The organism is Arthrobacter senegalensis (genome assembly GCF_059091765.1).
Genome location: NZ_JBNHGZ010000002.1, coordinates 74,641 through 99,559, shown reverse-complemented (window position 1 = coordinate 99,559; position 24,919 = coordinate 74,641). Strand labels below are relative to the sequence as shown.

The window sequence follows — 24,919 nt, the reverse complement described above, 5'->3', positions numbered from 1 at the left end:
CTGCAACCCAAGGAGAACCATGCCTACGGTACATTTCACCGACGCTGAAGGCGCCGTCCGCGACGTCGAAGGCAACCCCGGCGACTCGGTCATGGAAACCGCGGTGCGCAACGGCGTGCCGGGCATCGTCGCCGAATGCGGCGGCTCGCTGTCCTGCGCCACCTGCCACGTCTTCGTCCGCGAGGACACCATGGACCAGCTTCCGGAGATGGAAGACATGGAAGACGAAATGCTCTACGGAACGGCGGTGGACCGCCAGGAGAATTCCCGCCTGTCCTGCCAGCTCAAGCTCGCCGAGGGCCAGGACGTATACGTCACCACCCCGGAAACGCAGATCTGATCATGGACACCACCACCACCACAACGACGACGGCGGCCCCTGCCCGGGCGGCGGAGGGTGCCGTGCAAACCGGGCTGCTGATCATCGGCGCGAGCCAGTCGGGAGTCCAGCTGGCCGTTTCGCTGCGGGCGCTCGGCTTCACCGAGCACATCACGCTGCTGGGCGAGGAGAACCACCGGCCCTACCAGCGCCCGGCCCTGTCCAAGGAGTTCCTGCAGGGCACGGTGGAGAGCGAATCGCTGATCTTCCGGTCGAACCAGTACTGGGCGGACCACAACGTGGCCCTGGTCAAGGGCGAGCGGATTGAGCGGATCGAGAAGGAAGCGGACGGCTCCGGGGTGGCGCACGCGGTCTCCGGGGCGCAGTTCCCGTTCCGCCGACTGGCCCTGACCGTGGGCGCCCGGGCCCGCAAGCTCCAGGTGCCCGGTGCGGATCTGGACGGCGTGGTCTACCTGCGCAACGCCGACGACGCCCTGGCGCTGAAGGCCCAATTGGAGGGCGTGCGGGACGCGGTGGTGATCGGCGGCGGCTTCATCGGACTGGAGGCTGCATCCAGCCTGCACAAGATGGGCAAGAACGTTACCGTGCTTGAGTACGGGCCGCGGCTGATCGGCCGGGCCGTGGGTGAAGAAACGAGCGACTACTTCCTGACCGCGCACCGTGAACGCGGCCTCGACATCCGGTTGAACTCCCGCATCCGGGAACTGGTGCCGGCGGACGGCGGGGGCAGGGTGGGCGGCGTCGGACTCGACGACGGCACCGCCGTTGCCGCCCAGCTGGTGTTGGTGGGCATCGGCGTCGTGCCCAACACCGAGCTGGCCGAGCAGTTGGGCCTGGAGGTGGACAACGGCATCGTGGTGGACCGGCACGCGCTGGCCTCCGACGGAACCACGGTGGCGGTGGGCGACGTGGCCAACATGCCCAATCCGCTGCCCGGCTCCCCGGAGGGCGAGCGGATCCGGCTGGAAAGTGTGAACAACGCGATCGAACACGCCAAGGTCGCCGCCTATTCGCTGATGGGCCGGCGGGAGGACTACGCCGGGATCCCGTGGTTCTGGTCGAACCAGGCGGACCTGAAGCTGCAGATCGCCGGCCTGACGCTGGGCTACGACCGGACCGTTGTCCGCCGCGACGACGAGCGCGGCAAGTTCTCCGTCCTCTACTACCGCGACGGCCGGATCATTGCCGCCGACTGCGTGAACGCCCCGCTGGACTTCATGGCGGTCAAGAACGCCCTGGCCAAGGGCCAGAACATTCCCGCGGACGCGGCAGCCGACCCCGCCGTCGTCCTCAAGACCATTGCGACGGACGACTGACTGCCCGCCGTGCGGCTGCACGACAAGGAGACCCACCCCATGAGCACCCCCGAGACACAGACCCCGGAGGCCAAGGGCCAAACCCCGGCATGGGCCGCCGGCGGCCAGCCAGACCCCGCCGAGGATCCGCGCGCCGCCGCCTTCGCGGCCGCCCACCCCGTGCGGCCGCTGCCGGCCACGGGCGACATCGACACCACGCCCATCGCCACCACCCCGGCGGCCGCCGCCGACCTGGACCCGATCTGGCAGGCCGTGGTGCCGGAGACACGCACCCGCGCCAACGACATCCACCTGCCGATTTCGCTGGCCTTCGCCGAGCGGCTGTGCCGGGCGTACCCGCAAGCCGACGCGGAACTGGTCCGGGTAGCCGTCCTGCTGCACGACACCGGTTGGGCGCACGTGGACGAGGAACGGATCCTCTCCGAGGGGTTCACCGGCGACTGGCGCAAGGCGGCCATCCGCTTCGAGCACGAGGCCGAGGGCTGCAAGGTGGCACGCACGGTGCTGCCCGGCCTCGGGTATTCGGAGGAGTTCGTCGACCGCGTCTGCGAGATCATCGACGGCCATGACACCCGCCATGTGCCGTACTCGCTGGAGGACGCCCTGGTCCGGGACGCCGACCGGCTGTGGCGGTTCGACCACGCCGGCATCGCGGTGGCCGCCTCCTGGTTCGGCATGACGCCGGCCGTCTACACCGACCGGCTCGGCGCCGAAATCATTCCGGAACTGATCACCGAGGCCGCCCTTGCCATGGGAACGGCCGACCTGGAACGTTCCAGGGCCCTGCTGAAGACAGGAGTCATCCGATGACCACCACCCCCGGCACCGCCAGCCCTGCACCTGGGGGAGCGCCGGCGTCGTCCGCCCCGCCCGCCCTCGCCGCGCGCGCAGCGTTGCACCTGCCCTACACCCACGTCGACGACGTCTTCATCGACGGCGCCTGGGTTCCCGCCCGCGGCACCGGGCGCAATCCGGTGACCGACCCGGCCACCGGCGAGGTCTGGGGGTCGGTGCCGGACGGTACCCCCGAAGACGTGGACGCCGCCGTGGCGGCGGCGCGGCGGGCCTTCGACTCCGGCCCGTGGCCGACGCTGGCGCCGTCCGAACGCGCGGCGTATTTGCTGCGGATTGCGGACGAAGTGGAGAAGCGGTCCGAGGAGCTCTCGCTGACCAACACCCGCGAAAACGGTTCGCCGGTCTCCGAGTCGTCCCGAGCCGCCGGCAATGCCGCAGGAATCTTCCGATACTTCGCCACCCTGGCCGGCTATCTCGAACACGAGGACGTGCGCCCGTTCCCGCACGGCGGCGGCGAATCCGTGGTGCGCCGGGATCCGGTGGGGGTGTGCGGGCTGATCGCGCCGTGGAACTTCCCGATCAACCTCATGGTGATCAAGCTGGCGCCGGCGCTGCTGGCCGGCTGCACCGTGGTGATGAAACCGGCCTCGCCCACGCCGCTGTCCTTCCGCCTCATCGTCGACGCCGTGGCCGCCGCCGGAGTGCCGGCCGGCGTGGTCAATCTGGTCACCGGGTCGGGCAGGCTCGGCGACACCCTGGTCAAGCATCCCGGCGTGGACAAGGTCGCCTTCACCGGTTCCACCCCGGTGGGACGCAAAATCGCCGCCGCCTGCGGCGAGCTGCTGCGCCCCGTCACGCTGGAACTCGGCGGCAAGTCCAGCGCGGTGGTGCTCGAGGACGCCGACCTGGACGAGATGTCGAAGGTGCTGATCCGCTCCAGCATGCGCAACACGGGCCAGACCTGCTACATCTCCAGCCGCATCCTCGCCCCGGCCGCGCGCTATGACGAGGTGGTGGACATGGTGACGGCGACTATCGCCGCCGGCGTCCAGGGCGACCCGCTGGACCCGGCCACGGACTTCGGCCCGTCGGCCACCGAGTCGCAGTACCGGACAGTGCTCGACCATCTGGAGGCGGCCAGGGCCGAGGGGGCCCGGGCCACCACCGGCGGGCGGGCGGCGCGGCTCGGCGGCGGGCTCGAGGGCGGTTACTTCGTGGAGCCCACGGTGTTCGCCGACGTGACACCGGATATGCGCATCGCGCGCGAGGAGGTCTTCGGGCCGGCCATGGCCGTGTTGAAGTACACGGACCTGGACGAAGCCGTTGCGCTGGCGAACAACACCGGGTTCGGGCTGGGCGGACTCGTGTTTGGCCAGGACCAGGACGCGGCGCTCGCCGTGGCCGATCGCATGGACACCGGCTCGGTGGGCATCAATTTCTTCGCTTCCAACCACTCCGCTCCGTTCGGCGGCAGGCACGACTCGGGCCTCGGCACCGAGTACGGGATTGAAGGACTCAACGCCTACGTCAGCTACAAGTCCATCCACCGTCGCTAGGGCCTGTCCGGCCGTCGTCTGGCCTGTCCCGCCGTCGTTAGGTTTGTCCGGCCAGCAGCCGGGCGTAGAGGTTCAGGTGGTCAGCCGTCATGCGTGCCGCGCTGAAGCGATCCTCGGCGGCCGCCCGGCAGGCGCGGCGGTCCAGCGCGGCGGCCTGGGGCAGGAACCTGGCCAGTTCCCGATGGTCCTCGGCCAGATGCCCGGTGGCGCCGGGCTCGACGATTTCCCGGGCGGCTCCCCGCGGCGTGGCGACCACGGGGGTCCCGGCGGCCAAGGCCTCGATCATGACGAGGCCGAAAGGCTCGGCCCACTGGAGCGGGTTCAACAGGGCGACCGCCTCGCCCAGCAACCGGTATTTGTCGCCGCCGGCGACTTCGCCGAGGAACTCCTCATCCGGCCCGAGCATGGGTTCGATGACGTCGTGGAAGTACCGCAGTTCCTCGGGCTCGCGCATCTTGGCGGCGATCTTCAACGGCATCCCCGCCATGCGGGAAATCCCGATGGCCTCGGCCACTCCCTTGTCCGGACACATCCGCCCCAGGAAACAGGCGTACCCGCCCCGCCCCGCGCCCACCGGGATGGCGGCGGTATCGATCCCGTGGTGAATGACGGCGGAGACGTCGAGGCCGGTACCGGCCACCTGCTGGTGAGAGATGGCGACGAGGGCGACGTGTCGTTCCGCGGCGCGGTAGATACCGGTCAGCTGCGCGGTCAGCCCGGTGTGGATAGTCATGACCCCCGGCACCGAACCCGGCCGGTCCCGGTAGAACGGCCCCGTCAGGGTGTGGTCGTGGATCAGGTCGACGCCGTGGAGCCCCTCGTAGGCGCGGATGATGTGGTGGAGCTCCGACCAGTTGGTCCCGATGGCCTCCGGATCGGACGGCTCCGTGCCCGGCACCAGGGGAACGGGGCATGTGCTGTCGGCGGCGGCGGCCAGCACCACGTCGTGTCCTGCGTCCACGAAGCCGCGGGCGAGGTTGTCAACGACCTCTTCGATACCGCCGTAGCCGCCCGGCGGAACCGGAAACCACGGTGGGGCGATCAGCCCGATACGCATCGTCGGCCTTTTCTCCCGGAGGGGCTCCAGCGTACGACAGCGCAGCCGGGGTTGGCGAGGCGCGCAGGTTCGACGCCTGTGGTCCGGCGGAGCGGCGGCCGGTCACCGGCGGCGGGCGGCGTGGGCCGCAAGGGTCGGCCAAGCAGGGCATCGAGGCGGCTCATCTGTCCCCGGCGGAGCTTTCAGACCCTTCCGTTTCCCGGCCGCTGAGCACCAGCAGCTCCGCCAGCGGCGACCGCGCGCCGTGACGCACCCTCACCTCGGGAGCCAGGCCCTCCACCGTAAAAGTTTTCCCGGTGGCGGCCAGGGACACCCGGGATTTCCCGAGCAGCAGGTTGTCCGCGCGGAACGAGCCGAAGTCTGCCGGAATCTCAGGAGCGAGCCACAGCTCATCCGCCGGGAGATAAGGATCCAGGCGCAGGAGCATGCGCATCAGATGGACCGGCGAGGCGGCGGCCCAGGCCTGCGGCGAGCAGGACGTGGGGTAGGGCACGGGCACGTCGTATTCGCTCCGGTCGAAACCGCAGAACAGTTCGGGCAACCGTCCGTCGAAGTGAACGGCGGCATCAAAGAGCCCGCCCGCCACCCTCCGGGCCTCCTCGACAAACCCGTAGCGCATCAACCCGCTGGCGACCAAGGTGCTGTCATGGGGCCACACGGAGCCGTTGTGGTAGCTGACCGGGTTGTAGGCGCCCATGTCCGATGCCAGCGTCCGGATCCCCCAGCCCGTGAACATCTCGGGGGACATGAGCCGGGCGGCCACTTGCGGTGCCTTGTCGTCATCGACGATGCCCGACCACAGACAATGCCCCATGTTGGAAGTGCAGGCGTCCACCGGCCGCTTTTTTCCGTCCAGGGCCACGGCGTAGTACCCCAGGTCGGGAAGCCAGAAGCGCTCGTTGAACTCCTCCTTCAGTCTTGCCGCGCGGCGCCCCCACTCGGCGGCAAGGTCCTGATCACCGGCCGCGGCGGCCAGCAGGCCGCGGCCGATGTAGGCGCTGTAGACATACCCCTGAACCTCGCACAGGGCGATCGGCGGCTCTGCCAGCCGCCCGTCGGCGAAGTTAATGCCGTCCCAGGAATCTTTCCAGCCCTGGTTGAGCAGGCCGTGGGGAACGGCCCGGTTGTACTCCACAAAGCCGTCACCGTCCCGGTCCCCGAAGTTTCGGATCCAGTCCAGCGCCCGGTCCGCGTGCGGCAGCAGCGACTGCAGGACGTCCCGCTCCATGCCCCAGCGGTTCAACTCCGACATCAGGACGACGAAGAGGGGAGTCGCGTCCGCCGTCCCGTAGTACGCCGCGTGGTCGCCCAAAACTACTCCGGCCGCCACTCCCAGGCGCACCTCGTGGAGAATCCGGCCGGGCTCCTCCTCTGTATCGGGATTGAGTTTGCTGCCCTGCCGGGCGGCGAGCGTCTGCAGCGTCCCGCGTGCCAGCGAGGGGTCCACGGGCAACGCCATGTAGGCGGACAGGAGCGAGTCCCGGCCAAAGAGCGCCATGAACCAGGGGGCACCGGCGGCAACCACGGCGCGTCCCGGATGGGCGGGGTCGAAGATCCGCAGCGCACCGAGGTCCTCGTGGCTTCGCCGCAGCACCGCTTCAATGTCGGTGTTGGCAATGTCCAGCTGCGGCGTTGATTCCCCCCAGGCCCGGTGGCGGCGTGCCGCTTCCAAGTCGGCGACGGAGCCGGTGGCGACGAACGGCTCGGCGGGCCGGTCCTGTTCCACCAGCGGAGTGACGATGACGCTCGTGGTCCACTTCCCGCGCGCCGGAATGACTGCCTCGAAGTGAAGGACGTCCTCGTTCACCGCTGCGCCGCGCCCGTGCACGAGGATGCCGCGCCGGCGGCCGCGGCGTACTACTTCGAGCTGGAGTTCATCACCGTGGGCCTGCCGGACCAGCTGGACCGCAGGCGCCGCCCGCCCGCCTTTCACGTCAAAGAGGTCCGCAAAGTCGGCTTCCACCCGCAACTCCAGGACGCACTCCGCCGGCAGGGCCGAGTGATTGGTCACCACCAGGTCCTCGCGCAGGCCGGCCCCGACGAGGCGTTCGCGTTCGACCACCAACTGGGAGTCGGCCAGGCCGTCCGCTCGGCGGGCCCGCCCGACGAAGAGCGCACGGTACGGCTCCAACACGCGGGACAACAGGGGTTCGAGGGGAAGCCCGTTGACGGTCAGGCACCAGCCGGACAAGATCCGGGTGTCCTGGTAGAAGGCGCCCTGCGTCAGGCCGGGAAACATGTCGCCTCCCGCCGAGGAGATGCAGAAGGACGAACCTTCCACCACCGTCACCGCTCCGCCGGCGCTCATCGGCCCGGCCGCGGTATCGGCATTCCAGCCGCCGTCGGACTGCGCCTGCCCCGGCGCGGCGCCTTCTTGTTGAGCGGATGCAGGGGCGATCGATTGCTTTTCCACAGTTGACTCTCTTGAACTGCGCAGCGGAACCCTGATGCTGAAACCGGCCGTTGAGGGAGGCTGCTTCGGCGGCTTGCCTCAGCGGTTTCTCTTTATTTGATGTTCTGGCGGATTAGTACGTCAAGATGGCGGCGCCATAATTCCGGTTCGTCCTGCCTTTTGCCCGGGCACGGTGCGCGCCCCGCCGTCATACCGCACCCGGCGATCCGTGCTCCGGGCGTGCAATGAACCCCGTAACCTGTTGTGCTGGTGGGGGAGGTTGGTAGATGAAGAATTGGTTGCTCCTCGCGGGAGCGATTGTTTGCGAGGTGGCGGCGTCCCTGTCGTTGAAGGCTGCCTTGGATTCGCCGGGAATGTACGCGGTGGTGGTCGCCGGCTACGTCACGTCGTTTGCGCTCCTCGCCGCCGTCCTGCGTGCGGGAGTGCCCGTCGGGGTCGCCTACGGGATATGGGGTGCGCTCGGCGTCGCCCTCACGGCCGTCCTAGCGGCAGTGTTGTACCAGGAACCGTTAACGGCCTTGATGGTTGCCGGCATGGCGCTCGCCGTCGCCGGGGTGGTGCTCGTGCAATGGGGCGGGCACCGGGCTTCGTCGCGCCGGGCAGAGCGGGCGCGTACCTAATGGCCTGGGTCTTCCTCGCTGTCGCGATCGTCCTGGAGGTAGCCGCCACGCTCTCGCTGCGGGCCAGCATCGACGGGCACAAAGCCTGGCTGGTGGCCGTCGTGTCGGGCTACCTCGTAGCCTTTACCTGCCTGTCCTTCGCCCTGCGTCAGGGGCTGGGAATCGGGATTGCCTACGGCATCTGGACTGCCTGCGGCGTGGCCTTGACGGCGCTGGCCGGAAAGTTCCTCTTCGACGAACCGCTGACCAAGCTGATGGCGGCCGGAATCGTCTGCATCGCGGCCGGCGTGCTGCTGATCGAACTGGGCACGCCGTGACGCCCTCCGCCACAGGGCTGCGAACGCGCCCGGTTGACCGCGTGGGCGGGTGGCCCGGACGCAGCTAAAGTTGAGGGATGCCATCCTTCCGCGCCCAGTTGGAGATCACCGGACTGCGGCCCGGCAACCCTCCGGAAGCGGTGATGGACGCCGCAACGGCAGCTGTGGGTTCCGCCCACGTGGTGGAAGCACACCAGTTGGACGTGGTGGCCGGCGTCCCGCGGATCACCGTCCGCTTCACCGTTGACGCCAACGCTTATGCCGTGGAGAATCGCCAGGCGTTGCAGGCCGGCGCCAACATGCGTCATGCGGTTGAAGAAGTCGCCGGTACGGCCGGTCTGGCCGTGCTGCGCCGCTCGCGCGGCAAGTGGGCTCCGGTCCGCTAAGGGGGAGATGCGCCGCCCTCGGGGTTAGTCCAACGGTTCGCCCCGGCGGATCGCGAGGCGCTCGGCATGCCCCACCTGGAATCGGCGGGACATGCCGCACACGAGCACGAAGAACAGGCCGAAGCCGGCCGCCATCGCCACCGGCGGGGACGGGGAATCGCCCAGGAAACGGTCGTAGAGCAGCCAGCCCAAACCCCAGCAGACTGCCAGCACCACCGCCATCCGGCCGCGGCCGGTCATGGCTGCCACGGCCGCGGCAAAGGACACGGCCGCCACCGCCAGCACGGCCCAGGCCGCGGCGCCCCAGCCGAACAAGTCGGCGCCGCGACCGGTCAGCCAATCCGCGGCATGGACCGCCGCTGCGAGCAGCATCCACCCGGTGAAGAGACCGATCGGAGCATCCGCCAAGAGGGCTTCCACCGGTTCCCGGCCGGGGTGGCGGGTCAGTCCGTAGACCGCCCGGCCCAGGGATGCCAGCACCAACAGGGTAAGGGCCAGCGTCAGCCCCGCCTGTCCGGCCCGCGCTGCCACGACGGTGCCCGCGGTCAGCAGCATCGCTGCCGCGACCGGCCATCCGGTGGAGCGCTGCCGTGCCGACTCGCGCACGGCCGGCCACCACTGGAAGATCGTGTAGCCGAAGAGGCCCAGGTAAATCAGCGACCAGATCTCGGCTGCCCGGGCGTCCAGCGACAGCAGGGTCCGGTCGGGGGAGGGAGGCCCACCGCCCGCATCATGGATCGGAGTGCCGCCGAGCAGGCCCACGCTGCTGGCTCCTGCCAGCAGGCACGCGACCAAAGCGACGGTCACCGCGCACTGGCGTGCCAGGTCGGCGGCCAGCAGGGATCGAAGCCGGCGGACCGGGGGCAGCGCCGTAGCCATCAAGGGTTCCATGGAAGGCGCAGTTTTCACTCTGCTCCCAGGTCGGCGGAAGGGGATGCGGCGGGACGCGGGATGACGGCGTCGGCAGCGCCATTGGCACGCAGGTAGGCCCGCCGGCGGAAGCCGATCACGGCCGTGATCACCGAAGCCACCAGGACGCCCACCACCGTCCCGATCAGGATGTTGACCCAAAACGGGAAGGTGGACACCGTGCCCGCGACGTAGCCCAGCCCGATCATCCACGCGGCCCACAGCACCGATCCGGCGGCGGAGGCGAGCAGGAACGGCTTGAACGGCACATCCGCCAGCCCGGAGGCCGCAACCGAGGCCGTCCGGCCGCCCGGGATGAAACGGGCCGCCACCACCGCGGCGTAGGTGGAGGATTCACCCGCTTTGCTCAGGGCCAGCGTCACCCCTCGGTCGATCATCCGGCCCCAGCTGTAACGGTTAAGCCAAGCGTTGACGCCGCGCTGAAACAGCAGGAAAAGCAGGAGATCGCCGAGCCAACTGCCCAGCACCGCGGCCAGGATAACCAGCGGCAGGATCAGTTCACCGTTGGCCAGCAGGGTGCCGCCGCCGATCACCATCACTTCCGACGGAGATGCCGGCATCGCGGCGTCGAGAATAACCAGCAGCAGCGTCATGGGGTAATACACCCACTGCAGCGGCCCCTCGGGAATCTCCATTGGCCCAATCTATCGGGAATACAGGCCCGGTGGCAGACTGGAAAAGATGGAAATCCGCATCCTTGAAGGCGACATCACCCAGCGTCAGGTGGACGCCATAGTGAATGCCGCCAATTCCAGCCTGCTCGGCGGCGGGGGCGTGGACGGGGCCATCCACGCCGCCGCGGGACCGCAACTGCTGGAAGCCTGCCGCCTGCTGCGCGCCACCGAACTGCCGGACGGGCTGCCGCCGGGCCACGCGGCGGCCACCGAGGGCTACTTCCTGCCGGCCAAGTGGGTGATCCATACCGTGGGGCCAAACCGCCGTGCCGGCCAGACCGACCCGGAGCTGCTGGCCAGTTGCTTTCGGGAATCCCTCCGCGTGGCCGACGGGTTGCGGGCCGAGACGCTGGCGTTCCCGGCGATCGGTGCCGGCGTCTACGGCTGGGATGCGGAGACGGTCGCCCGCCGCGGCATCGGCGAGGTTCTCAAGTACGACGGCGGCGGGATCCGGGTGGTCGAATTTGTCCTGTTTTCGGCGGGGCTGGCGGAGACCTTCCGCCGCGTCCACGCGGAACTGGGCGGTTAGCCCTTATCCCGGAGGCCGTAGTAGCGGCGCAGCCACAGCGAGAGACCGTCCAGGCCCGGGAAGAGCACCCGTTCGGTGACATTGGCCTGGTCAAGGTGGTCCCGGATGCGCCACTTGAGTGTCGCCGGGATGATGATCTTGCGGTAGATCCCGGGATGGCGCCCCAGCCACTCGTCCAGGCCCGCCGATGAGTCCGACATGGTGGAAAAGATCGCCGCCTGGTTCACGATCCGCTCGTCCAGCGACGGCGGTTCGAAGAACAAGGGCACGCTCCGCCCGTCCGCGTCGGTGAAACGGTCGAACTCGTCCAGGGTGAAGGCGGCACGGGAGAGAACGCCGGTGGTGAACAGGCCGCCGCCCAGTGACTCGACCGCGGCGCGCAGTTCCTCGGGCAGCGTGCGGTGGGCGGCCGCATAGTCGACGCACCAGACGGCACCGTCCTCGTCGTACCTGCTCGTGTCCCGGGTGGCGAAGTGCAGCGCCACGTAGGGCGAGTGCGACCAGTCCAGCAGCCGGGTCGGCAGGCCATGGTGCTGGGCGACGCTCAGCCAATTCCAGTCCGAGTCCCCGGGTGAGGTGTCCCGGTGGGCGTACTTGCGGAAGTTGCGCAGGATGTGCCGTTCCACATCTGTCTCCTGCTGCCCGCGCAGCCGGACCAGCCCGGTGGAAAGATCCCGGGCGGCGGAGGTGTGGCCGCGGTAGGCGACCGTCGGCCTGAACTTCCCCTGCGAGGATTGCCAGCGGCTCTCGGTCAGGGTGGCGATCAGGCCAAACAGGTCGTCGCCGTCCGGGTGGACGACGGACTCCTGCCCGCCTCCCGCGGGGGCAGGGCAGTTTTCGGCCACGCCTCGCGCGGGGTGGCCGTTTTCAGCCATCAGGACGGTCCGCGCTCGATGGCCTGCTGCACCGCCGAAGCGATGCCGCCGGCGAACGGCTCCCCGTGGCCCGGGAGGGCGATTCGCGACTCCGTCTGCGCCAAGGCCTGGAGCGACTGGAGTGCTTGCCGAGTGTCCGCGGTGGCGGCGGCAGCTACTATGTGCGGTCCGCGGGCACCGGTATACGGGTCGAGAGTGACCAGCGCGTCGCCGGTGATCAAGGCCCCGCGCCCGGGGAAGTGCAAGGCGCAGTGCCCGGCAGTGTGTCCGGGAGTGGGCACCACCGTGGGTGCGCCGGGCAGGGTTGCGGCGGCACCGTCGTCGAGCGTCCGCAGGTCCGTGACACCCTTGACCATGAGCGCGCCGGCTGCCGTCATCCGGCTCAGGATGGGTATGCACCGGGGGTACTTGACGGGATACATGAGGCGGTTTTTCTCGTGCTTGTACCGGTACGGATGGGCGGCGATGTAGTAGTCGCCGGGGTGGCAGTACACCGGGACGTCGAGGTCGTGCTGCAACCGGGCGGCAAACCCCACATGATCGAAATGGGCGTGCGTCAATACCAGGGCACTGATGTCGCGGGGCGAACGGCCCAGCTCCCGGATGGCTGCCACGGTCATCTTCCACATGGCCGGCAGTCCGGCGTCGACCAGCATGATCCTGTCGCCGTCCTCGACGATGTAGAGGTTCACATCGGCATGGCCGACGCGGTGGATGTTTTCGGCGACGTTGCGTTGAAACATATCTTCCTTTCGGAGTCAGGGCATCCCCGCGGCGCTGCCGGCCGCGAGGATGCGTGGCATGCTATTCCTTGCGCAGCTTGTCCTGGACCGCCCCGGCAGTCTTCTCGACCAGGTTGGGAAGCTCCGTGGTCCCGTAAAAGCGTGCGTCCGGGTGGGTCGGCTTGGGCATCGGGGCTGCAGTGGTGGGGCCGTCGTGGTAGGTGAACTCGCCCTTGCCGTCGGGGGAAGCCCCGCTCGCCCAGGACCCTTGTGCCGCGGCGGCCCCGTCGGAGAAGTTCTGGTACTGGTAGGCCACGTCCCGGTTCTCTTTGGACAGCGGGAAGTTGCTCGGCACCGGCAGGGTCTCGGACCCCTCTTCCTGGAGTTCCCGTGCCGCGGCGATCCACTGGTTCTGGTGCATGGTGTCCCGGGCGAGCAGGAAGGAGAGCATATCGCGCACGCCGTGGTCGTCCGTCATGTGGTAGAGCCGGGCTACCTGCAGCCGGCCCTGCATCTCGGCGTTCGCGTTGGAGGTGAAGTCTGCGAGCAAGTTGCCGCTGGCGGTGATGTAGCTTCCCGACCAGGGGTTTCCGTTGCTGTCCACCGGGCGGGCGCCCGCCCCTGCGACGATGGCCTGCTGGACATCGGTTCCGCCCACCACGGCGGCGATCGTCGGATCAGATTGGACCGCTTCGTCGGTGATGCCGAGCGGGGCTTTCTCCAGCAGCTGCGAAATCATCTTGGCCAGCATCTCCACGTGGCCGAACTCCTCCGCGGCAATGCCGAAGAGCAGGTCCTTGTACTTGCCGGGGATGTGGATGTTCCACGCCTGGAAGCTGTACTGCATGGCAACCGTGATCTCGCCGTACTGACCGCCCAGGACCTCCTGAAGTTTCCGGGCGTAGACGGCGTCCGGCTGGTTTGGTTCGGCTTTGTATTGGAGCTCTTGTTTATGGAAGAACATCTGCGGCAACCTCCGCGAAAATGGGCTCGCCGTCGCTACTGCCAACTCATCTGTCCGGGCTGGCCACGTGCGGGCCGGATGCTTTCCACGCTAGGCACGCTGAATTTAATAAGCAACCTTAGTGACCGGCAGCGGGGTGCCCGGACTTCGATTGAAGCCAGTCCTCCGGCAGCACGCGGGTCACGGCGGCGAAGCGTGGATTTTCATAGTCCCCTGCGGCACAATTGCCGCAGGCACACCGCCCAGATCCACTCCGACGACGGCGAGAGGTGTTCCGTATGCGCCAGGCAGGTTTGGCCGTCGCCCACGGCGTGTTCAACGTGGCCTTCGGGGTGTGGCCGCTGCTGCACTACCGCAGCTTCGAAGCGGTGACCGGGCCGAAAGCGGAGCCTTGGCTGGTCAAGACTGTCGGCGGCCTGATGATCGCGGCGGGCCATGCGCAGATCAGGGGCGCCGGGACTTCCGACGGCACAGCCGCTGCCCGGCGGATCGGCATGGGGGCGGCTGCCACCTTTGCGGCCGTCGACATCCTCACCGCGGTGCCCGGACGGATCAGTAGGATCTATCTTCTCGACGCCGTGGTCGAGGCCTGCTGGCTGGTCGCCTGGGCGCGGCGCCCGGTCTAAGGGCGTCGCCGCTTGCGGGTTCCGCGGAGCCCGGCGCGCGGGTGCCGCCGCTTCCGCGTCCTTCGGTAACCGGCCACCGCCAGGCCTGCCAGTCCGCCGGCCAACACACGGGCGCGTCCCGAACGCCAGTTCCCGCTGACTTTGTTCGACGGCGGATCCGGGGCGAAAACAGTCCCCGCCGATGGCGCGACGCCCTGTCCCCGAAGTGCCAGGGTGTCCATGAGTGGCCCCGATACGCGGTCGTGCAGGCCCGGGAACCAGCGCTGGAACGGAATGAATACGTGCTGGAGCCGGCCCACCACCACCTGGCGGCGGGGCTTTGAGGCCATCCGGGCGATGACCCTGGCCACCCGGTACGGGCTGACGACCGGAGGGAGGGGGTGGACGCTGCGGCCGGTGTAGTTGGCCGCGTGCTGGAAGATCGGAGTGTCGACGGTGGCGGGCAGGACGGTGCAAACGTGGATGTTCTTCTCGTCGAGCAGTTCCTGTCGCAGCGCGTTGGCCAGCCCCAGCAGCCCGGCATTGCCGGCCACATACGCGGACACGTAGGGCGTGCTGATCTTGGAGTAGACCGAGCCGACGAGGATCAGGACTCCACGCCGCTGCCGTCGGAATTGCGGCAGCACGGCCCGAATGCTGTCGGCCTGGCTTAGCAGGTTCGTCTCGACTATCTTCCGGAACACGTCGGCCGGTGTTTGTTCGAACGTGCCGTAGCCATAAACGGACGCAGCCCCGATCCACACATCGATCCGCCCGAACCGGTCCAGCGCAGCTTGAACCAGCCTCTCGGAGCCGCCCTCATCCGTGATGTCGGTGGGCACCGCGATGGCCTGTGCACCCAGCCTTGAGCACTCGGCCGCCGCCTCGTCGAGGCTGGAGGCGCTGCGCGCCGCCAGCACCAGGGCAGCTCCGCGCTTGGCCAGGATCCGGGCTGTCGCCCTGCCGATTCCGCTGGAGGCTCCGGTGATCACGGTGACCGGGCCGGTGGTCTGATCGGTGGACCGGCCGGTTGCCCGGCTACGGGGTGATTGCTCTGCCAATGCTTCTCCTCGCCTGGCCCTCTGGCGGACGTGGCATCAGCGTAGACCGCTACCCCGGGCCTGGCTAGGCGGCGGGACCTTAAACCGGCAGTGGCCCTGCCGTGTGACGGCCCGCCGGTCCGGAACAGCGGCGGCAGGAGCTGCCGCACCTGGCTATATCCGCAGCATAGGCAGCGGATTATCCGCAGGAAAGGCAGCCGAATTCGGCTGAGGCTGGCTGCGGGGGCTTAACTAGTAAGCAAGCTTATTGTAGAGTGTTTTGATCAGGGTCCATATCGAACGGCGTCGGGGCACGCACCTGCCAAGGCGTCAGAGGGGAAGATCGCCATGGCAAGAGAAGGCAACGTCCAGGCCCGAAGCACCGGACGGACCCCGCTCCAGACGGCGGCAATGGTCTTCGGTGCCGTTTTTCTGTTGATCGGGCTCTTGGGCTTCATTCCGGGAATCACCTCAAACTATGACCAGATGTCATTCGCGGGACACCAGTCCGAAGCCATGCTGATGGGCGTGTTCCAAGTTTCGATTCTGCACAACATCGTCCACCTCCTGTACGGCGTGGCAGCATTCGCGCTCGCGAGGACTGTGTCCGGTGCCCGGAACTTCATGATCTGGGGCGGCGCGGTCTATCTGGTCCTCTGGCTGTACGGCCTGTTTATTGACCAGCAGAGCGCAGCCAACTTCGTGCCGTTGAACACCGCAGACAACTGGCTGCATTTCGTCCTGGGCGTGGTCATGATCGCCCTGGGCCTGCTGCTCGACCGCCGGCGGGACACCAGCGCCCGCGGAACCGCTGCCGGCCGGGCCTGAAGCGGCCGAATCCCGTAGTCCGCCAGGCCCGAATCCCGTAGTCCGCTAGGCCTGCCGGGCAGGGGCGAACGCGCCGCCGGCAGCAATTGCTCCGGCGGCGCTATCTGCTGCCCCTTCGCGTCGTGCTGCCCATTCGGCTGGCGCTGCCCATTCGGACAGTTCCAGTTGGCTGCGGTATTCCACCGGTCGTCCGCTGATCGGGTCGGTGAAGGAGATACCGCGGGCCAGTAATTGCAGGGGACGCTCGAAGTCGTCAGGAGCCTGGTCCAGCAGCACCGGGTAGAACGGGTCGTGTAGGATCCCGATGCCCAACGACGCCAGGTGCACGCGCAGCTGGTGGGTCTTCCCAGTATGCGGTTCCAGTTTGTAGCGGCCCAGCCGTCCGCGCTGTTCCAGCAACTCGATCCGGGTCTCCGCGTTGGGCTCTCCCTCGACGACCTCGGCCAGCAGGTAGGTGCGGGACTTGACCATGCGGTTCCGCACCGTGTGCGGGAACTGCAGCCGCGGATCCACCGGTGCGATGGCCTCATATTCCTTCTGCACCAAGCGTTTCTCGAAGAGCACCTGGTACTTGCCGCGGGTGGCGGGATTAGTGGAGAAGAGCAGCACTCCGGCGGTGAGGCGGTCCAGCCGGTGCATGGGAATCAGATCCGGGATATCCAGTTGGCGGCGCAGCCGGACCAGCGCCGACTCCTGGATGAAGGTTCCGCCGGGGGTGGTCGGAAGGAAATGGGGCTTGTCCACCACCAGGATGTTCGCGTCCTGGTGGAGAATGCTGGTCTCCACCGGCAGCCGCTTCTCCCGCGGCAAGGTCCGGTAGTACCAAATGAACGTGTGGGCATCCAGCGGCGTGGTCCGGTCCAGCACGGCTCCGCCTTCGCCGACGATCTCGCCGCGGTCGAAGCGGTCCCTGATGCCGTCGGGATCCACATGGCCCCACCGGTGCAGCATGTAGTCCAGCGCCGTTTCCCACGGCCCCTCCCCGGGGAGGCGCAGGCGGGTGGCGTTGACGCCGTCACGCACCGGTAGCGGGGATTCCATCACCCATCAAGGGTACCGGGTGGCACCACCCGCAACCGCAACGCTCAGGGACAGCCGGTGACCCGGTAAAGCTTTGCTTCGCCCTCGGAGTCCACCAGCTCGAACCCGTTGGCCTCGGTCAGCTCCTGCAGGCCCGGCACCGAGGTCCTCTCGCCGGGGTGCACCGAGTGGTCTCCGAAGTCGAGCACGAACTGCACGTTCTGGGCCTCGACGGCGGCGCACACCGCCGGATCCGTCTTCATCTGATCCAGTTTGTCCATGATGAGCTTGCCGTCCACCCGCGGGGACGTGACTCCCGACGGGACCAGCGCGGGACGCCCGGTGTAGGCGTAGGACAGCGAGGCGCCGGTGAGCGGGTTGCCGGCGATGACCGCGCCTTCCGGAACGTGGGCGGGAATCCGCTTGATCAACGCGAGCTCGTCCGCGGTGAGCAGGTGGGAGCTGTCCGTGAACCGGTACTTGGCGGCGGCCTCGGAAATGCCCCGCTGCACGGCAAACAGCGGCACCACTGCCAAACTGGCGACCACCAGCAGCCCGGTGGCGGCCGGCCGGAACCACGACGGCGGCTTCTTCTCGCGACGAACCAGCGTGGCCCGGAAGAAGGAGCGCGCAGTCCCGGCCAGTGCGACGCCGCCGATGGCTGCGATCAACAGTCCGGCCACCGGAAGCATGGCGCTGATGCGGAAGAAGTCGTTGTACCAGATACCGGTCACCCACCAGCGCAGGCCCGGCATCTGGTGCCAGTTGCCGATCACGTAGAGGGCAGCCGCGATAGCGTACATTGCCAGCGCGAAGCGGTTTTTGCGGAGATTGAAGACGACCGCGGCGCCCACGATCGTCAGGACGGTCGCCAGGATGGAGATGGGGCGCTCGAGCGGCGAATGCAGCACCACGTCGGCCAGGGCCTCGGCGGCACTGCCCAGGTTGTCCCAGTTGGTGCTGCTGCTGCGGGCGGGCCGGAGCGTCATCCAGAGCGCGGCCAGCACCACCAGATAGGCGACGGTGCCCGCCAGGGCGCGCCGCCGTCGTCGTTGTTCTCCGGAGCGCAGCGCCGGGTGGGCGGCCGCGAAGACCGGCGGCACCGAGAGCGCCAGGAGTCCCATGATGGTGGCGGGATGGGACAACGCCATGCCCGGCAACAGCCCGACCAGCAGCAGCACGTTGCCTTCCGTTGACACACGCGTGTGCACGCCCACCCGGAGCAGTTGCAGCACCACCCCCAGCGCGGCCGGAAGCATGGCGATGGAGAGCATGAACGGATAGACGACGCCGAACTCCAGCAGAAGGTAGGGGAAGCTGCTGTAGGCGAGCGAGAGCACCGCGGCGACCAGCAGCGGCATGGTGCGTTCACCGGTGATCCGGCTGACCAGGAACAGGCAGCCGCTGCTCCAGATCCCGGTGATCAGCACCAGGTTGGTGATGTTGATGGCGGCCGCGGGCTGCAGCCCCGCGGTGATCATCACCAGGGAGACCACGTCGTGCCAGCCCGCCGGGTAGAAGGTGCCCCGGTCCGTGGTGCCAAGATAGCCCAGCGTCAGCGAGGAGGCGTTGCCCGAGTCGGAGATGTAGCGCAGCGCGTTGAGGTGAAAGATGTTGTCGTGCGACTGCGCGATGTTGTCCGGGGCGCCGAAGATCCAGAGCATGGCGGCCGCCAGCGGCACGGCCGACACCGCCCAGGCCAGCACGACCGACCGCCAGGGCGCCGGCCGGTCCGGGGCTTCGGGATCGCGGTGCAGGCGGTGGCCGACGCGGCGGCGGAGCAGCCAGAGCAGGACGGCCACGAGCACGGTCACCGCCAGAAGTTGCGGCCAGGCCCAATCCAGCCCGACCAGGCGGCCAAGCTCGGCGGCGACCACGATGGCGGTGACACCGAACGGGCCGGCCAGTGCGACCAGGGACAACCGGCGCAGGCCGAGCACTGCACCCCAGAGCAGGCCGGGTCCGAAGACGAGGACGATGGCCAACAGCGCGGCCGGAATCGTCTGCAGCCAGCTCATGGGCCCCCTTCGTCGGTCATCGTCACCATATTACGGTTTGTGCCGCCCGGCCGCCGTCGGAGCAGGCCACGGGGGGGCCTGTGGCAGGCGGAGGGCGGCCCCCTGGACCGGGGGCGGCGGGGGTGTGTCGGGCAAACGCCCCGCGCGTCAGGGAGCCAGCGGTTGGCAGTGCGGGCAGAAGTAGACGTCGCGCTGGTCGGCGTCGGTATTGCCTTGCTGGTCGTGGACAATCGGGGTGCCGCAGCGGCCGCACGGCCGGCCGGCCCGCCCGTAGACCCAGAACGATTCGCGGCGGGCGGGCGACGCGGTGGTGCTGCGGCTGCCGCGATCCTTGTTGACCTCCAGCAGTTGCTTGGACTTCAACACCATGGCAGGGAGATCCGGCACCTGGCCCACAGGGGTGGACGGGTGCACCCGGGCAATGAAACAGACCTCGCAGCGGTAGACGTTGCCGATCCCGGCGAGGTTGCGCTGGTCCAGCAGGGCCAGTCCGATCGGGCGGTCCGGTTCCTGCCGCAGCCGCCGCAGCGCCTCCGCCTCGTCCCAGTCCGGCCCGAGCAGGTCGGGACCGAGATGCCCCACCAGCGTGTCTTCCTCGGTCCGCGGCACCACGTCCAGCGCGGCCAGCGCGAAGCCAACCGCCGTCGTCGTGCCGGTGGAGAGGATGAGGCGGGCCTGGAAGGCGGGTTTGCGCCAGCGCTCGCCGGGTTGGTAGATCTGCCAGCTGCCGTCCATGCCCAGATGCGAGTGCACCGTCAGCGCACCGATCCGCATCAGCAGGTGCTTGCCGCGGGAGCGGACTTCGTCCACGGTCTGCCCGGACAGGTCCAGCGTGGCGTAGCGCGGCACCCGGAAGTCGCTGCCGGCGAGCTCTTGCCCGGCCAGCGCCGCATGCAAGCGCCGGGCGGCACGCCAGATGGTGTCCCCTTCAGGCACGGAACCTCAATCCCCGCGGGGTGGAATAGAAGCCGGCATCCATCAGCGCATGGGCCAGCGGCGTGTCCAAAATTCCGGAGCCATTGACCTTTTCCACGGCCATCTTGTCCGCGGCACCGCGACGGATCACCTGCACCAGGGCCCGGGCACACAACGCCAGCGCCTCCTCGTCCTCGGTGAAGGCCAGCAGCGTCTTGCCGCCGCGTTCCGCGTAGAGCGCAAGCTCTCCGTCCACCAGGACAACCAGCGCGCCCGCCTTGCGGCCGGGCCGGTGGCCGGAGTCCTGCGGGGGCCAGGGCAGGGCGGCCCCATAGGGGTTGGCCGGATCGGTCGCAGCAAGGGCCACGGCCGACGGCGCCTGCTCACCCAGCTGCGCATCGCGGCTGAAGGAGCGCAGCCGGTCAACGGTGGGGGAGACGGCGAACTGGGCCGCCCCGAGGTGTTCGATGAAGTAACCGCGGCGGCAGCGGCCGGTTTCCTCCAGTTTGCCCAGCACCTTGTACATCAGCCCGAACCCGCCCGGGATCGACTCGGCGGCCACCGAGCCGCGGGTGACCACGCCGTAGCGGTCCAACAGCAGTTCGGCGGTGGCATGTGCGCGCACGGTGGGGTCGGTCTCCGGCGCCGGCAGCAGCGACCAGCGCCCCGCGACGGTCGGTGGCGAGGTGCGCGGCTGGCCGGGACCCTTGCCGGGACCCGCCCCGGCGCCGCCGGGTTGCAGGCCGGTCCCGTGCAGTCCGGGCAGGCGTCCGAGCCGGCCCAGCCGCGCCGAGCGTGCCCGCGGCGGTGCGTTGCGCTGCCGGTGCGAGGTGGTCCCGCCGGCCAGCAGCGAACGCACCGGGGCGAACGTGTCGTTGGTGATCCGCCCGGCCCACAGCAGGTCCCACAGCGCGCTGCCGACGGCGTTGTCCCCGGGTTGGGTGCCGCTGGCCGCGAGCAGGTCGGTGAGCTGCCGGAAGAAGTAGGCGCCGCCGTAGCCCCCGGTCCCGGAGAGCGCGTTGAGCAGTTCGTATTGCAGCACGCTGGGTTCGAAATCCGGCTGGGGATTCAGCGTCAGGTGCGCGGCGTCGGCCAGATGCAGGCTGATCCAGCCGTCGTTGCCGGGCATCGACCCGGCGCCGGAGATCAGGATTTCGCCCGTGGCGGTCAGCTCGTCCAGCATGGCTGGGGCGTAGTCGCTCACGCGGGACGCCAGGATGAGGGGTTCCCACGCCGACGCCGGGATGGGTACCCCGGACAGTTGGTCCACCACCGTGACTACGCCGTCCAGGCCGCGCAGCTTCGCCCCGACGTTCTGCCAGGTCGGCAGGAACCGGCCATAGGTGGCAGGATCCACCGGTTCGACTTCCTTGCGCAGGGCGGCCAACGACCGGCGGCGGATCTTGCGCAGCACCTCGACGTCGCACCATTCGGTCTGGCGCTGATCCGTCGGGGCCGGAGAAGCCACGTCGGCCGTGCCGTGGGCTCCGCCCTCCTCAGCTGGCGATGCGCCGCCGGGCCGGAACTCGCCTTCGACCACGCGGCCGTCCTTGAGCAACCGTTGCAGCGCGGTGTGCACCACGGCGGTGCCCAGGCCCAGCCGCCTGGCACATTCGGCGGCGGTGAACGGGCCATGAGTGCGGGCGAAGCGGCTGACCAGGTCGCCGAGCGGGTCGGCCACCGGCTCGATGAACGCCAGCGGCACGCCCACGGGCAGCGGCACGCCGAGGGCATCGCGCAGCCGGGCCGCGTCTTCCACCGCCGCCCAGCGTTCGCCGCCGGCGACGCCCACCTTCAGGGCGCGGTTGGCCCTCGCCAGCTCGGCGACCAAGGGTTCGACGTCGGCAATCCCGACGGGCGCGGAGCCGGCGGGAACGGGTCCGTCGACCGAGGCATCCGTCGGCCCATCCGCCGGTCCGTCCATCGGCGCATTCACGGGTCCGCTCGCCGGTTCGGCGGGCCGGACGCGGGCTGCGATCTCCGCCGTCGTCAGCGGTCCCAGCAGCCGCAGCAAGTCGGCGATGCCCTCCGCGCCCCGCACCTTGCGGTCCTCGGTCAGCCGCTGCAGCTCCTGCTCGGTTTGGGCGATGATCCCTTCGTCCAGCAACTCACGCAGTTCGGCCCGGCCGAGCAGGTCGTTGAGCAGGCCCGGGTCCAGCGACAGGGCCGCGGCCCGGCGCTCGGCCAGCGGGGAGTCGCCTTCGTACAGGAAGCTGGCCACGTAGCCGAAGAGCAGCGAGCGGGCGAACGGCGACGGCTGCTGGGTGGTGGTTTCCACCAGGCGCAACTCCCGGCGCTCGATCCCGGCGGCAATCTCCTTGAGCGCGGGCAGGTCGTAGACGTCCTGGAGGCATTCGCGCACCGTCTCGAGGATGATCGGGAACGTCGGGTACTTGCGCGCCACATCCAGCAGCTGGGCGGAGCGCTGGCGCTGCTGCCAGAGCGGGCTGCGCTTGCCCGGATTCTTGCGCGGCAGGAGCAGGGCGCGGGCGGCGCATTCGCGGAAGCGGGAGGCGAAGAGCGCGGAACCGCCCACCTCCGCGGTGACGATCTGGTCCAGTTCCTCGGGGTCGAAGAGGAACAATTCGGCGCCGGGCGGCTCTTCTTCCATCATGGGCACGCGCAGCACGATTCCGTCGTCGGCGGCCATGGCGGAACCGTCCAGCCCGTACCTCTGATGCAACCGGGCGCCGACCGCCAGCGCCCAGGGCGCGTGGACGGGCATGCCGAACGGGCTGTGCAGCACCACGCGCCAGTCGCCGAGCTCGTCGTGGAAGCGCTCCACCACCAGGGTGCGGTCGCTGGGAACATCGTTGGTGGCCTGCTGCTGCTCGGCCAGGTAGGCCAGCAGGTTCCCCGCTGCCCAATCGTCCAGCCCGGCGGCGGCCAGCCGCTCGCGTGCCGGCTCCTCGGCCGTGCCGGACACTTCCCGGACGAAGCGGCCCAGCGCCCGCCCGAGCTCCACCGGCCTGCCCAGTGAATCGCCCTTCCAGAACGGCAGCTTGCCCGGCTGCCCGAAAGCGGGGGAGACGAGGACGCGGTCGTGGGTGATGTCTTCGATCCGCCAGCTGGTGGCGCCCAGCGCGAAGACGTCGCCCACGCGGGATTCGTAGACCATTTCTTCGTCCAGCTCGCCCACCCGGCGGCCGCCGCTGTTCTTCGCGTCCTCGGAGCCCACCAGGTAGACGCCGAACAGCCCGCGGTCCGGGATGGTTCCGCCGGAGGTCACGGCCAGCCGCTGCGCGCCGGGCCGGCCGGTGATGGTCCCGGCGACCCGGTCCCAAACGATCCGCGGGCGCAGTTCAGCGAATTCGTCGCTGGGGTAGCGCCCGGCCAGCAGGTCCAGGGTGGCCTCGTAGGCGGAATGCGGCAGCGTGGCGAAGGGCGCGGACCTGCGCACGACGTCGAACCATTCCTCCACGTCGACGGCGCCGAGGGCGGTGGCGGCCACGGTCTGCTGGGCGAGGATGTCCAAGGGATTGGCGGGGATATACAGGGGCTCGATGCGGCCGGCAAGCATCCGCTCGACCGTCACCGTGGTATTGACCAGGTCCTGGCGATGCTTGGGAAACAGCACGCCTTGGGACACCTCGCCGACCTGGTGCCCGGCACGCCCTACCCGCTGCAGGCCGCTGGCCACGGACTGCGGGGATTCCACCTGCACCACCAGGTCCACGGCACCCATGTCGATGCCCAGCTCCAGGCTCGAGGTCGCGACCACGCAGCGCAGGCGTCCGGACTTCAGGTCGTCCTCGATCTGCGCGCGCGCCTCCTTGCTGACCGAGCCGTGGTGGGCTCGGGCGAGGACGGCATCCGCGCCGGAGGCCGAACCGGCCTGGGCCATGATCTGGGCCGGCGGCTTGGTCTGCGTGCGGGAACCGGAACCGGAAGCTGAACCCGAACCGGAACCGGAACCCGAGCCGGGCCCCGGACCGGGAGCGTTCTCGGCAGCGTCGTCATGGGCGGCGGCGGTGCCCCAGACGTCCTCGCCGGACAGCGGGAGGGACTCGCGTTCGGTCCAGATTTCGTTGAACCGGGCGGTGAGCCTCTCCGCCAACCGGCGCGAGTTGGCGAAGACGATGGTGGACCGGTTTTCGGCGATCAAGTCCACGATCTTCTCTTCGACGTGCGGCCAGATGGACGCGGGCTGCGCGCCGGCGCCCAGTTCCTCCTGGCTGGGCGAGGCCAGCGCGGTCATGTCCTCCACGGGCACCGTGACCGTCAGGTCCCATGACTTCCGGGCGGGAGGGGCGACAATCTCCACCGGGGAATTGCCGCCCAGGAACCGGGCCACGGTATCCAGCGGCTCGACGGTCGCGGAGAGGCCGATCCGCTGGGCGGGCCGCTGCAGCAGGGCGTCCAGCCGTTCCAGGGTGACAGCCAGGTGGGCGCCGCGTTTGGTCCCGGCCACGGCGTGGACTTCATCAATGATCACGGTGTCCACCGACGCCAGGGTTTCCCGCGCCCTGGAGGTCAGCATCAGGAACAGCGATTCCGGCGTGGTGATCAGGATGTCCGGCGGGTGGGTGAGCAACCGGCGCCGTTCATTGGCCGGAGTGTCGCCGGAACGGACGCCGACGGTGATGGACGGGGCAGGCAGGTCAAGCCGTTTGGCGGTCTGGGTGATGCCGATCAGCGGCGCGCGCAGGTTCCGCTCCACGTCCACACCCAAGGCCTTGAGCGGCGAGATGTACAGCACCCGGGTGCCGCCGGACTCCTCGCGGGCGGAGCGTCCCCGCTTGGGCGCCGCTTCCGGCACAGCGGCGGGAGGTTCGGCCTGAGTCTGTGCGCGGGAGATGAACGTGTCCAGCGCCCAGAGGAAGGCCGCCAGGGTCTTGCCGGAACCCGTGGGCGCCACCACGAGGGCATGGGAGCCGGCGGAAATGGCGTTCCACGCACCGGCCTGTGCGTTGGTGGGCGCGGCGAAGGCGCCGGCGAACCACTCGCGGGTGGCCGGGCTGAAGCGTTCGAGCACAGACGTCGTCATACCGATGTCTTG

22 protein-coding genes are annotated in these 24,919 nt (G+C 69.2%); 10 read left to right on the top strand and 12 right to left on the bottom strand.

Annotation, left to right across the window (positions count from 1 at the left end):
* Nucleotides 1–19: 19 nt before the first annotated feature.
* Genes AC5RVG_RS05890 through AC5RVG_RS05875 form a run of 4 tightly spaced genes read left to right on the top strand, consistent with a single transcriptional unit; the run spans nt 20 to nt 4,007 of the window.
* Complete coding sequence (locus tag AC5RVG_RS05890) at nt 20–340, top strand: 2Fe-2S iron-sulfur cluster-binding protein (protein ID WP_494002250.1); 321 nt, start codon at nt 20–22, stop codon at nt 338–340.
* 2 nt (nt 341–342) lie between these two features.
* Nucleotides 343–1,656, top strand: coding sequence for an NAD(P)/FAD-dependent oxidoreductase (locus AC5RVG_RS05885; RefSeq protein WP_494013089.1), 1,314 nt, complete (start codon nt 343–345; stop codon nt 1,654–1,656).
* A gap of 39 nt (nt 1,657–1,695) precedes the next feature.
* Entirely contained in the window at nt 1,696–2,466 is a 771-nt protein-coding gene (locus tag AC5RVG_RS05880; protein WP_494013088.1) for an HD domain-containing protein, read from the top strand.
* Entirely contained in the window at nt 2,463–4,007 is a 1,545-nt protein-coding gene (locus AC5RVG_RS05875) for an aldehyde dehydrogenase family protein (protein WP_494013087.1), read from the top strand. The genes AC5RVG_RS05880 and AC5RVG_RS05875 overlap by 4 nt, the downstream gene beginning before the upstream one ends.
* 37 nt (nt 4,008–4,044) lie before the next feature.
* Here the strand turns inward: AC5RVG_RS05875 and AC5RVG_RS05870 are convergent, their stop codons facing one another.
* Nucleotides 4,045–5,064, bottom strand: coding sequence for a glycosyltransferase family 4 protein (locus tag AC5RVG_RS05870; protein ID WP_494013086.1), 1,020 nt, complete (start codon nt 5,062–5,064; stop codon nt 4,045–4,047).
* Between the two features lie 160 nt (nt 5,065–5,224).
* Nucleotides 5,225–7,372: an amylo-alpha-1,6-glucosidase gene (locus AC5RVG_RS05865; protein ID WP_494013752.1), complete on the bottom strand. Its 2,148-nt coding sequence runs from the start codon at nt 7,370–7,372 to the stop codon at nt 5,225–5,227.
* 371 nt (nt 7,373–7,743) lie between these two features.
* Between AC5RVG_RS05865 and AC5RVG_RS05860 the strand changes: the two genes are divergently transcribed.
* The 3 genes from AC5RVG_RS05860 to AC5RVG_RS05850 all read left to right on the top strand — a co-directional run bounded on the left by AC5RVG_RS05860 (nt 7,744) and on the right by AC5RVG_RS05850 (nt 8,800).
* Complete coding sequence (locus tag AC5RVG_RS05860; protein ID WP_494002255.1) at nt 7,744–8,097, top strand: DMT family transporter; 354 nt, start codon at nt 7,744–7,746, stop codon at nt 8,095–8,097.
* Nucleotides 8,097–8,414, top strand: a complete 318-nt coding sequence (locus AC5RVG_RS05855) for a DMT family transporter (protein WP_494013085.1) — start codon at nt 8,097–8,099, stop codon at nt 8,412–8,414. The genes AC5RVG_RS05860 and AC5RVG_RS05855 overlap by 1 nt, the downstream gene beginning before the upstream one ends.
* A 77-nt stretch (nt 8,415–8,491) precedes the next feature.
* Nucleotides 8,492–8,800, top strand: coding sequence for a hypothetical protein (locus tag AC5RVG_RS05850; RefSeq protein ID WP_494013084.1), 309 nt, complete (start codon nt 8,492–8,494; stop codon nt 8,798–8,800).
* A 24-nt stretch (nt 8,801–8,824) separates the two neighbouring features.
* Here AC5RVG_RS05850 and AC5RVG_RS05845 read toward each other — a convergent pair whose 3' ends face one another.
* A complete protein-coding gene (locus AC5RVG_RS05845; protein WP_494013083.1) occupies nt 8,825–9,679 on the bottom strand; it encodes a TspO-related membrane protein in 855 nt (284 codons plus the stop codon).
* 26 nt (nt 9,680–9,705) lie between these two features.
* On the bottom strand, nt 9,706–10,365 hold the full coding sequence (locus AC5RVG_RS05840; protein ID WP_494013082.1) for a DedA family protein: 660 nt from the start codon (nt 10,363–10,365) through the stop codon (nt 9,706–9,708).
* A gap of 46 nt (nt 10,366–10,411) precedes the next feature.
* Between AC5RVG_RS05840 and AC5RVG_RS05835 the strand changes: the two genes are divergently transcribed.
* A complete protein-coding gene (locus tag AC5RVG_RS05835; protein WP_494002260.1) occupies nt 10,412–10,933 on the top strand; it encodes an O-acetyl-ADP-ribose deacetylase in 522 nt (173 codons plus the stop codon).
* On the opposite strand, the gene AC5RVG_RS05830 is transcribed toward AC5RVG_RS05835, so the two are convergent.
* From AC5RVG_RS05830 to AC5RVG_RS05820, 3 genes are all read right to left on the bottom strand, one after another.
* Nucleotides 10,930–11,808, bottom strand: a complete 879-nt coding sequence (locus AC5RVG_RS05830; RefSeq protein ID WP_494013081.1) for an FRG domain-containing protein — start codon at nt 11,806–11,808, stop codon at nt 10,930–10,932. The two genes, AC5RVG_RS05835 and AC5RVG_RS05830, sit on opposite strands and share 4 nt — an antisense overlap.
* A complete protein-coding gene (locus AC5RVG_RS05825) occupies nt 11,808–12,551 on the bottom strand; it encodes an MBL fold metallo-hydrolase (protein ID WP_494013080.1) in 744 nt (247 codons plus the stop codon). The genes AC5RVG_RS05830 and AC5RVG_RS05825 overlap by 1 nt, the downstream gene beginning before the upstream one ends.
* A 61-nt stretch (nt 12,552–12,612) precedes the next feature.
* Nucleotides 12,613–13,494: a manganese catalase gene (locus tag AC5RVG_RS05820; protein ID WP_494013079.1), complete on the bottom strand. Its 882-nt coding sequence runs from the start codon at nt 13,492–13,494 to the stop codon at nt 12,613–12,615.
* Between the two features lie 278 nt (nt 13,495–13,772).
* Here AC5RVG_RS05820 and AC5RVG_RS05815 point away from each other — a divergent pair, with 278 nt between their 5' ends.
* Nucleotides 13,773–14,120 (top strand): hypothetical protein, encoded by a 348-nt coding sequence (locus AC5RVG_RS05815; RefSeq protein ID WP_494002264.1) that lies wholly within the window; start codon nt 13,773–13,775, stop codon nt 14,118–14,120.
* Here AC5RVG_RS05815 and AC5RVG_RS05810 read toward each other — a convergent pair.
* Entirely contained in the window at nt 14,117–15,160 is a 1,044-nt protein-coding gene (locus tag AC5RVG_RS05810) for an SDR family NAD(P)-dependent oxidoreductase (RefSeq protein WP_494013078.1), read from the bottom strand. The two genes, AC5RVG_RS05815 and AC5RVG_RS05810, sit on opposite strands and share 4 nt — an antisense overlap.
* A gap of 327 nt (nt 15,161–15,487) precedes the next feature.
* Here AC5RVG_RS05810 and AC5RVG_RS05805 point away from each other — a divergent pair, with 327 nt between their 5' ends.
* Nucleotides 15,488–15,967 (top strand): DUF4383 domain-containing protein, encoded by a 480-nt coding sequence (locus tag AC5RVG_RS05805; RefSeq protein ID WP_494002266.1) that lies wholly within the window; start codon nt 15,488–15,490, stop codon nt 15,965–15,967.
* Nucleotides 15,968–16,012: 45 nt separating this feature from the next.
* Here the strand turns inward: AC5RVG_RS05805 and AC5RVG_RS05800 are convergent, their stop codons facing one another.
* The 4 genes from AC5RVG_RS05800 to AC5RVG_RS05785 all read right to left on the bottom strand — a co-directional run bounded on the left by AC5RVG_RS05800 (nt 16,013) and on the right by AC5RVG_RS05785 (nt 24,907).
* Nucleotides 16,013–17,008: an RluA family pseudouridine synthase gene (locus tag AC5RVG_RS05800; protein ID WP_494013751.1), complete on the bottom strand. Its 996-nt coding sequence runs from the start codon at nt 17,006–17,008 to the stop codon at nt 16,013–16,015.
* A gap of 44 nt (nt 17,009–17,052) precedes the next feature.
* The gene (locus AC5RVG_RS05795; protein WP_494013077.1) at nt 17,053–19,005 is read right to left on the bottom strand and encodes a DUF6541 family protein; all 1,953 of its coding nucleotides are present in this window, start codon (nt 19,003–19,005) and stop codon (nt 17,053–17,055) included.
* Nucleotides 19,006–19,152: 147 nt separating this feature from the next.
* Complete coding sequence (locus AC5RVG_RS05790) at nt 19,153–19,941, bottom strand: Fpg/Nei family DNA glycosylase (protein WP_494013076.1); 789 nt, start codon at nt 19,939–19,941, stop codon at nt 19,153–19,155.
* Nucleotides 19,934–24,907 carry an Lhr family helicase gene (locus AC5RVG_RS05785; protein ID WP_494013075.1) on the bottom strand — a complete coding sequence of 1,658 codons (4,974 nt, stop codon included), beginning with the start codon at nt 24,905–24,907 and terminating at the stop codon, nt 19,934–19,936. Before AC5RVG_RS05785 ends, AC5RVG_RS05790 begins: the two co-directional genes overlap by 8 nt.
* Nucleotides 24,908–24,919: the final 12 nt, after the last annotated feature.

Coding starts and splice junctions, on each gene's coding strand:
- AC5RVG_RS05860 (WP_494002255.1), top strand. CDS start 7,744: ATGAAGAATTGGTTGCTCCTCGCGGGAGCGATTGTTTGCGAGGTGGCG.
- AC5RVG_RS05785 (WP_494013075.1), bottom strand. CDS start 24,907: ATGACGACGTCTGTGCTCGAACGCTTCAGCCCGGCCACCCGCGAGTGG.
- AC5RVG_RS05890 (WP_494002250.1), top strand. CDS start 20: ATGCCTACGGTACATTTCACCGACGCTGAAGGCGCCGTCCGCGACGTC.
- AC5RVG_RS05800 (WP_494013751.1), bottom strand. CDS start 17,008: ATGGAATCCCCGCTACCGGTGCGTGACGGCGTCAACGCCACCCGCCTG.
- AC5RVG_RS05815 (WP_494002264.1), top strand. CDS start 13,773: ATGCGCCAGGCAGGTTTGGCCGTCGCCCACGGCGTGTTCAACGTGGCC.
- AC5RVG_RS05805 (WP_494002266.1), top strand. CDS start 15,488: ATGGCAAGAGAAGGCAACGTCCAGGCCCGAAGCACCGGACGGACCCCG.
- AC5RVG_RS05855 (WP_494013085.1), top strand. CDS start 8,097: ATGGCCTGGGTCTTCCTCGCTGTCGCGATCGTCCTGGAGGTAGCCGCC.
- AC5RVG_RS05830 (WP_494013081.1), bottom strand. CDS start 11,808: ATGGCTGAAAACGGCCACCCCGCGCGAGGCGTGGCCGAAAACTGCCCT.
- AC5RVG_RS05845 (WP_494013083.1), bottom strand. CDS start 9,679: ATGGCTACGGCGCTGCCCCCGGTCCGCCGGCTTCGATCCCTGCTGGCC.
- AC5RVG_RS05795 (WP_494013077.1), bottom strand. CDS start 19,005: ATGAGCTGGCTGCAGACGATTCCGGCCGCGCTGTTGGCCATCGTCCTC.
- AC5RVG_RS05850 (WP_494013084.1), top strand. CDS start 8,492: ATGCCATCCTTCCGCGCCCAGTTGGAGATCACCGGACTGCGGCCCGGC.
- AC5RVG_RS05820 (WP_494013079.1), bottom strand. CDS start 13,494: ATGTTCTTCCATAAACAAGAGCTCCAATACAAAGCCGAACCAAACCAG.
- AC5RVG_RS05865 (WP_494013752.1), bottom strand. CDS start 7,372: ATGAGCGCCGGCGGAGCGGTGACGGTGGTGGAAGGTTCGTCCTTCTGC.
- AC5RVG_RS05875 (WP_494013087.1), top strand. CDS start 2,463: ATGACCACCACCCCCGGCACCGCCAGCCCTGCACCTGGGGGAGCGCCG.
- AC5RVG_RS05880 (WP_494013088.1), top strand. CDS start 1,696: ATGAGCACCCCCGAGACACAGACCCCGGAGGCCAAGGGCCAAACCCCG.
- AC5RVG_RS05870 (WP_494013086.1), bottom strand. CDS start 5,064: ATGCGTATCGGGCTGATCGCCCCACCGTGGTTTCCGGTTCCGCCGGGC.
- AC5RVG_RS05840 (WP_494013082.1), bottom strand. CDS start 10,365: ATGGAGATTCCCGAGGGGCCGCTGCAGTGGGTGTATTACCCCATGACG.
- AC5RVG_RS05825 (WP_494013080.1), bottom strand. CDS start 12,551: ATGTTTCAACGCAACGTCGCCGAAAACATCCACCGCGTCGGCCATGCC.
- AC5RVG_RS05885 (WP_494013089.1), top strand. CDS start 343: ATGGACACCACCACCACCACAACGACGACGGCGGCCCCTGCCCGGGCG.
- AC5RVG_RS05835 (WP_494002260.1), top strand. CDS start 10,412: ATGGAAATCCGCATCCTTGAAGGCGACATCACCCAGCGTCAGGTGGAC.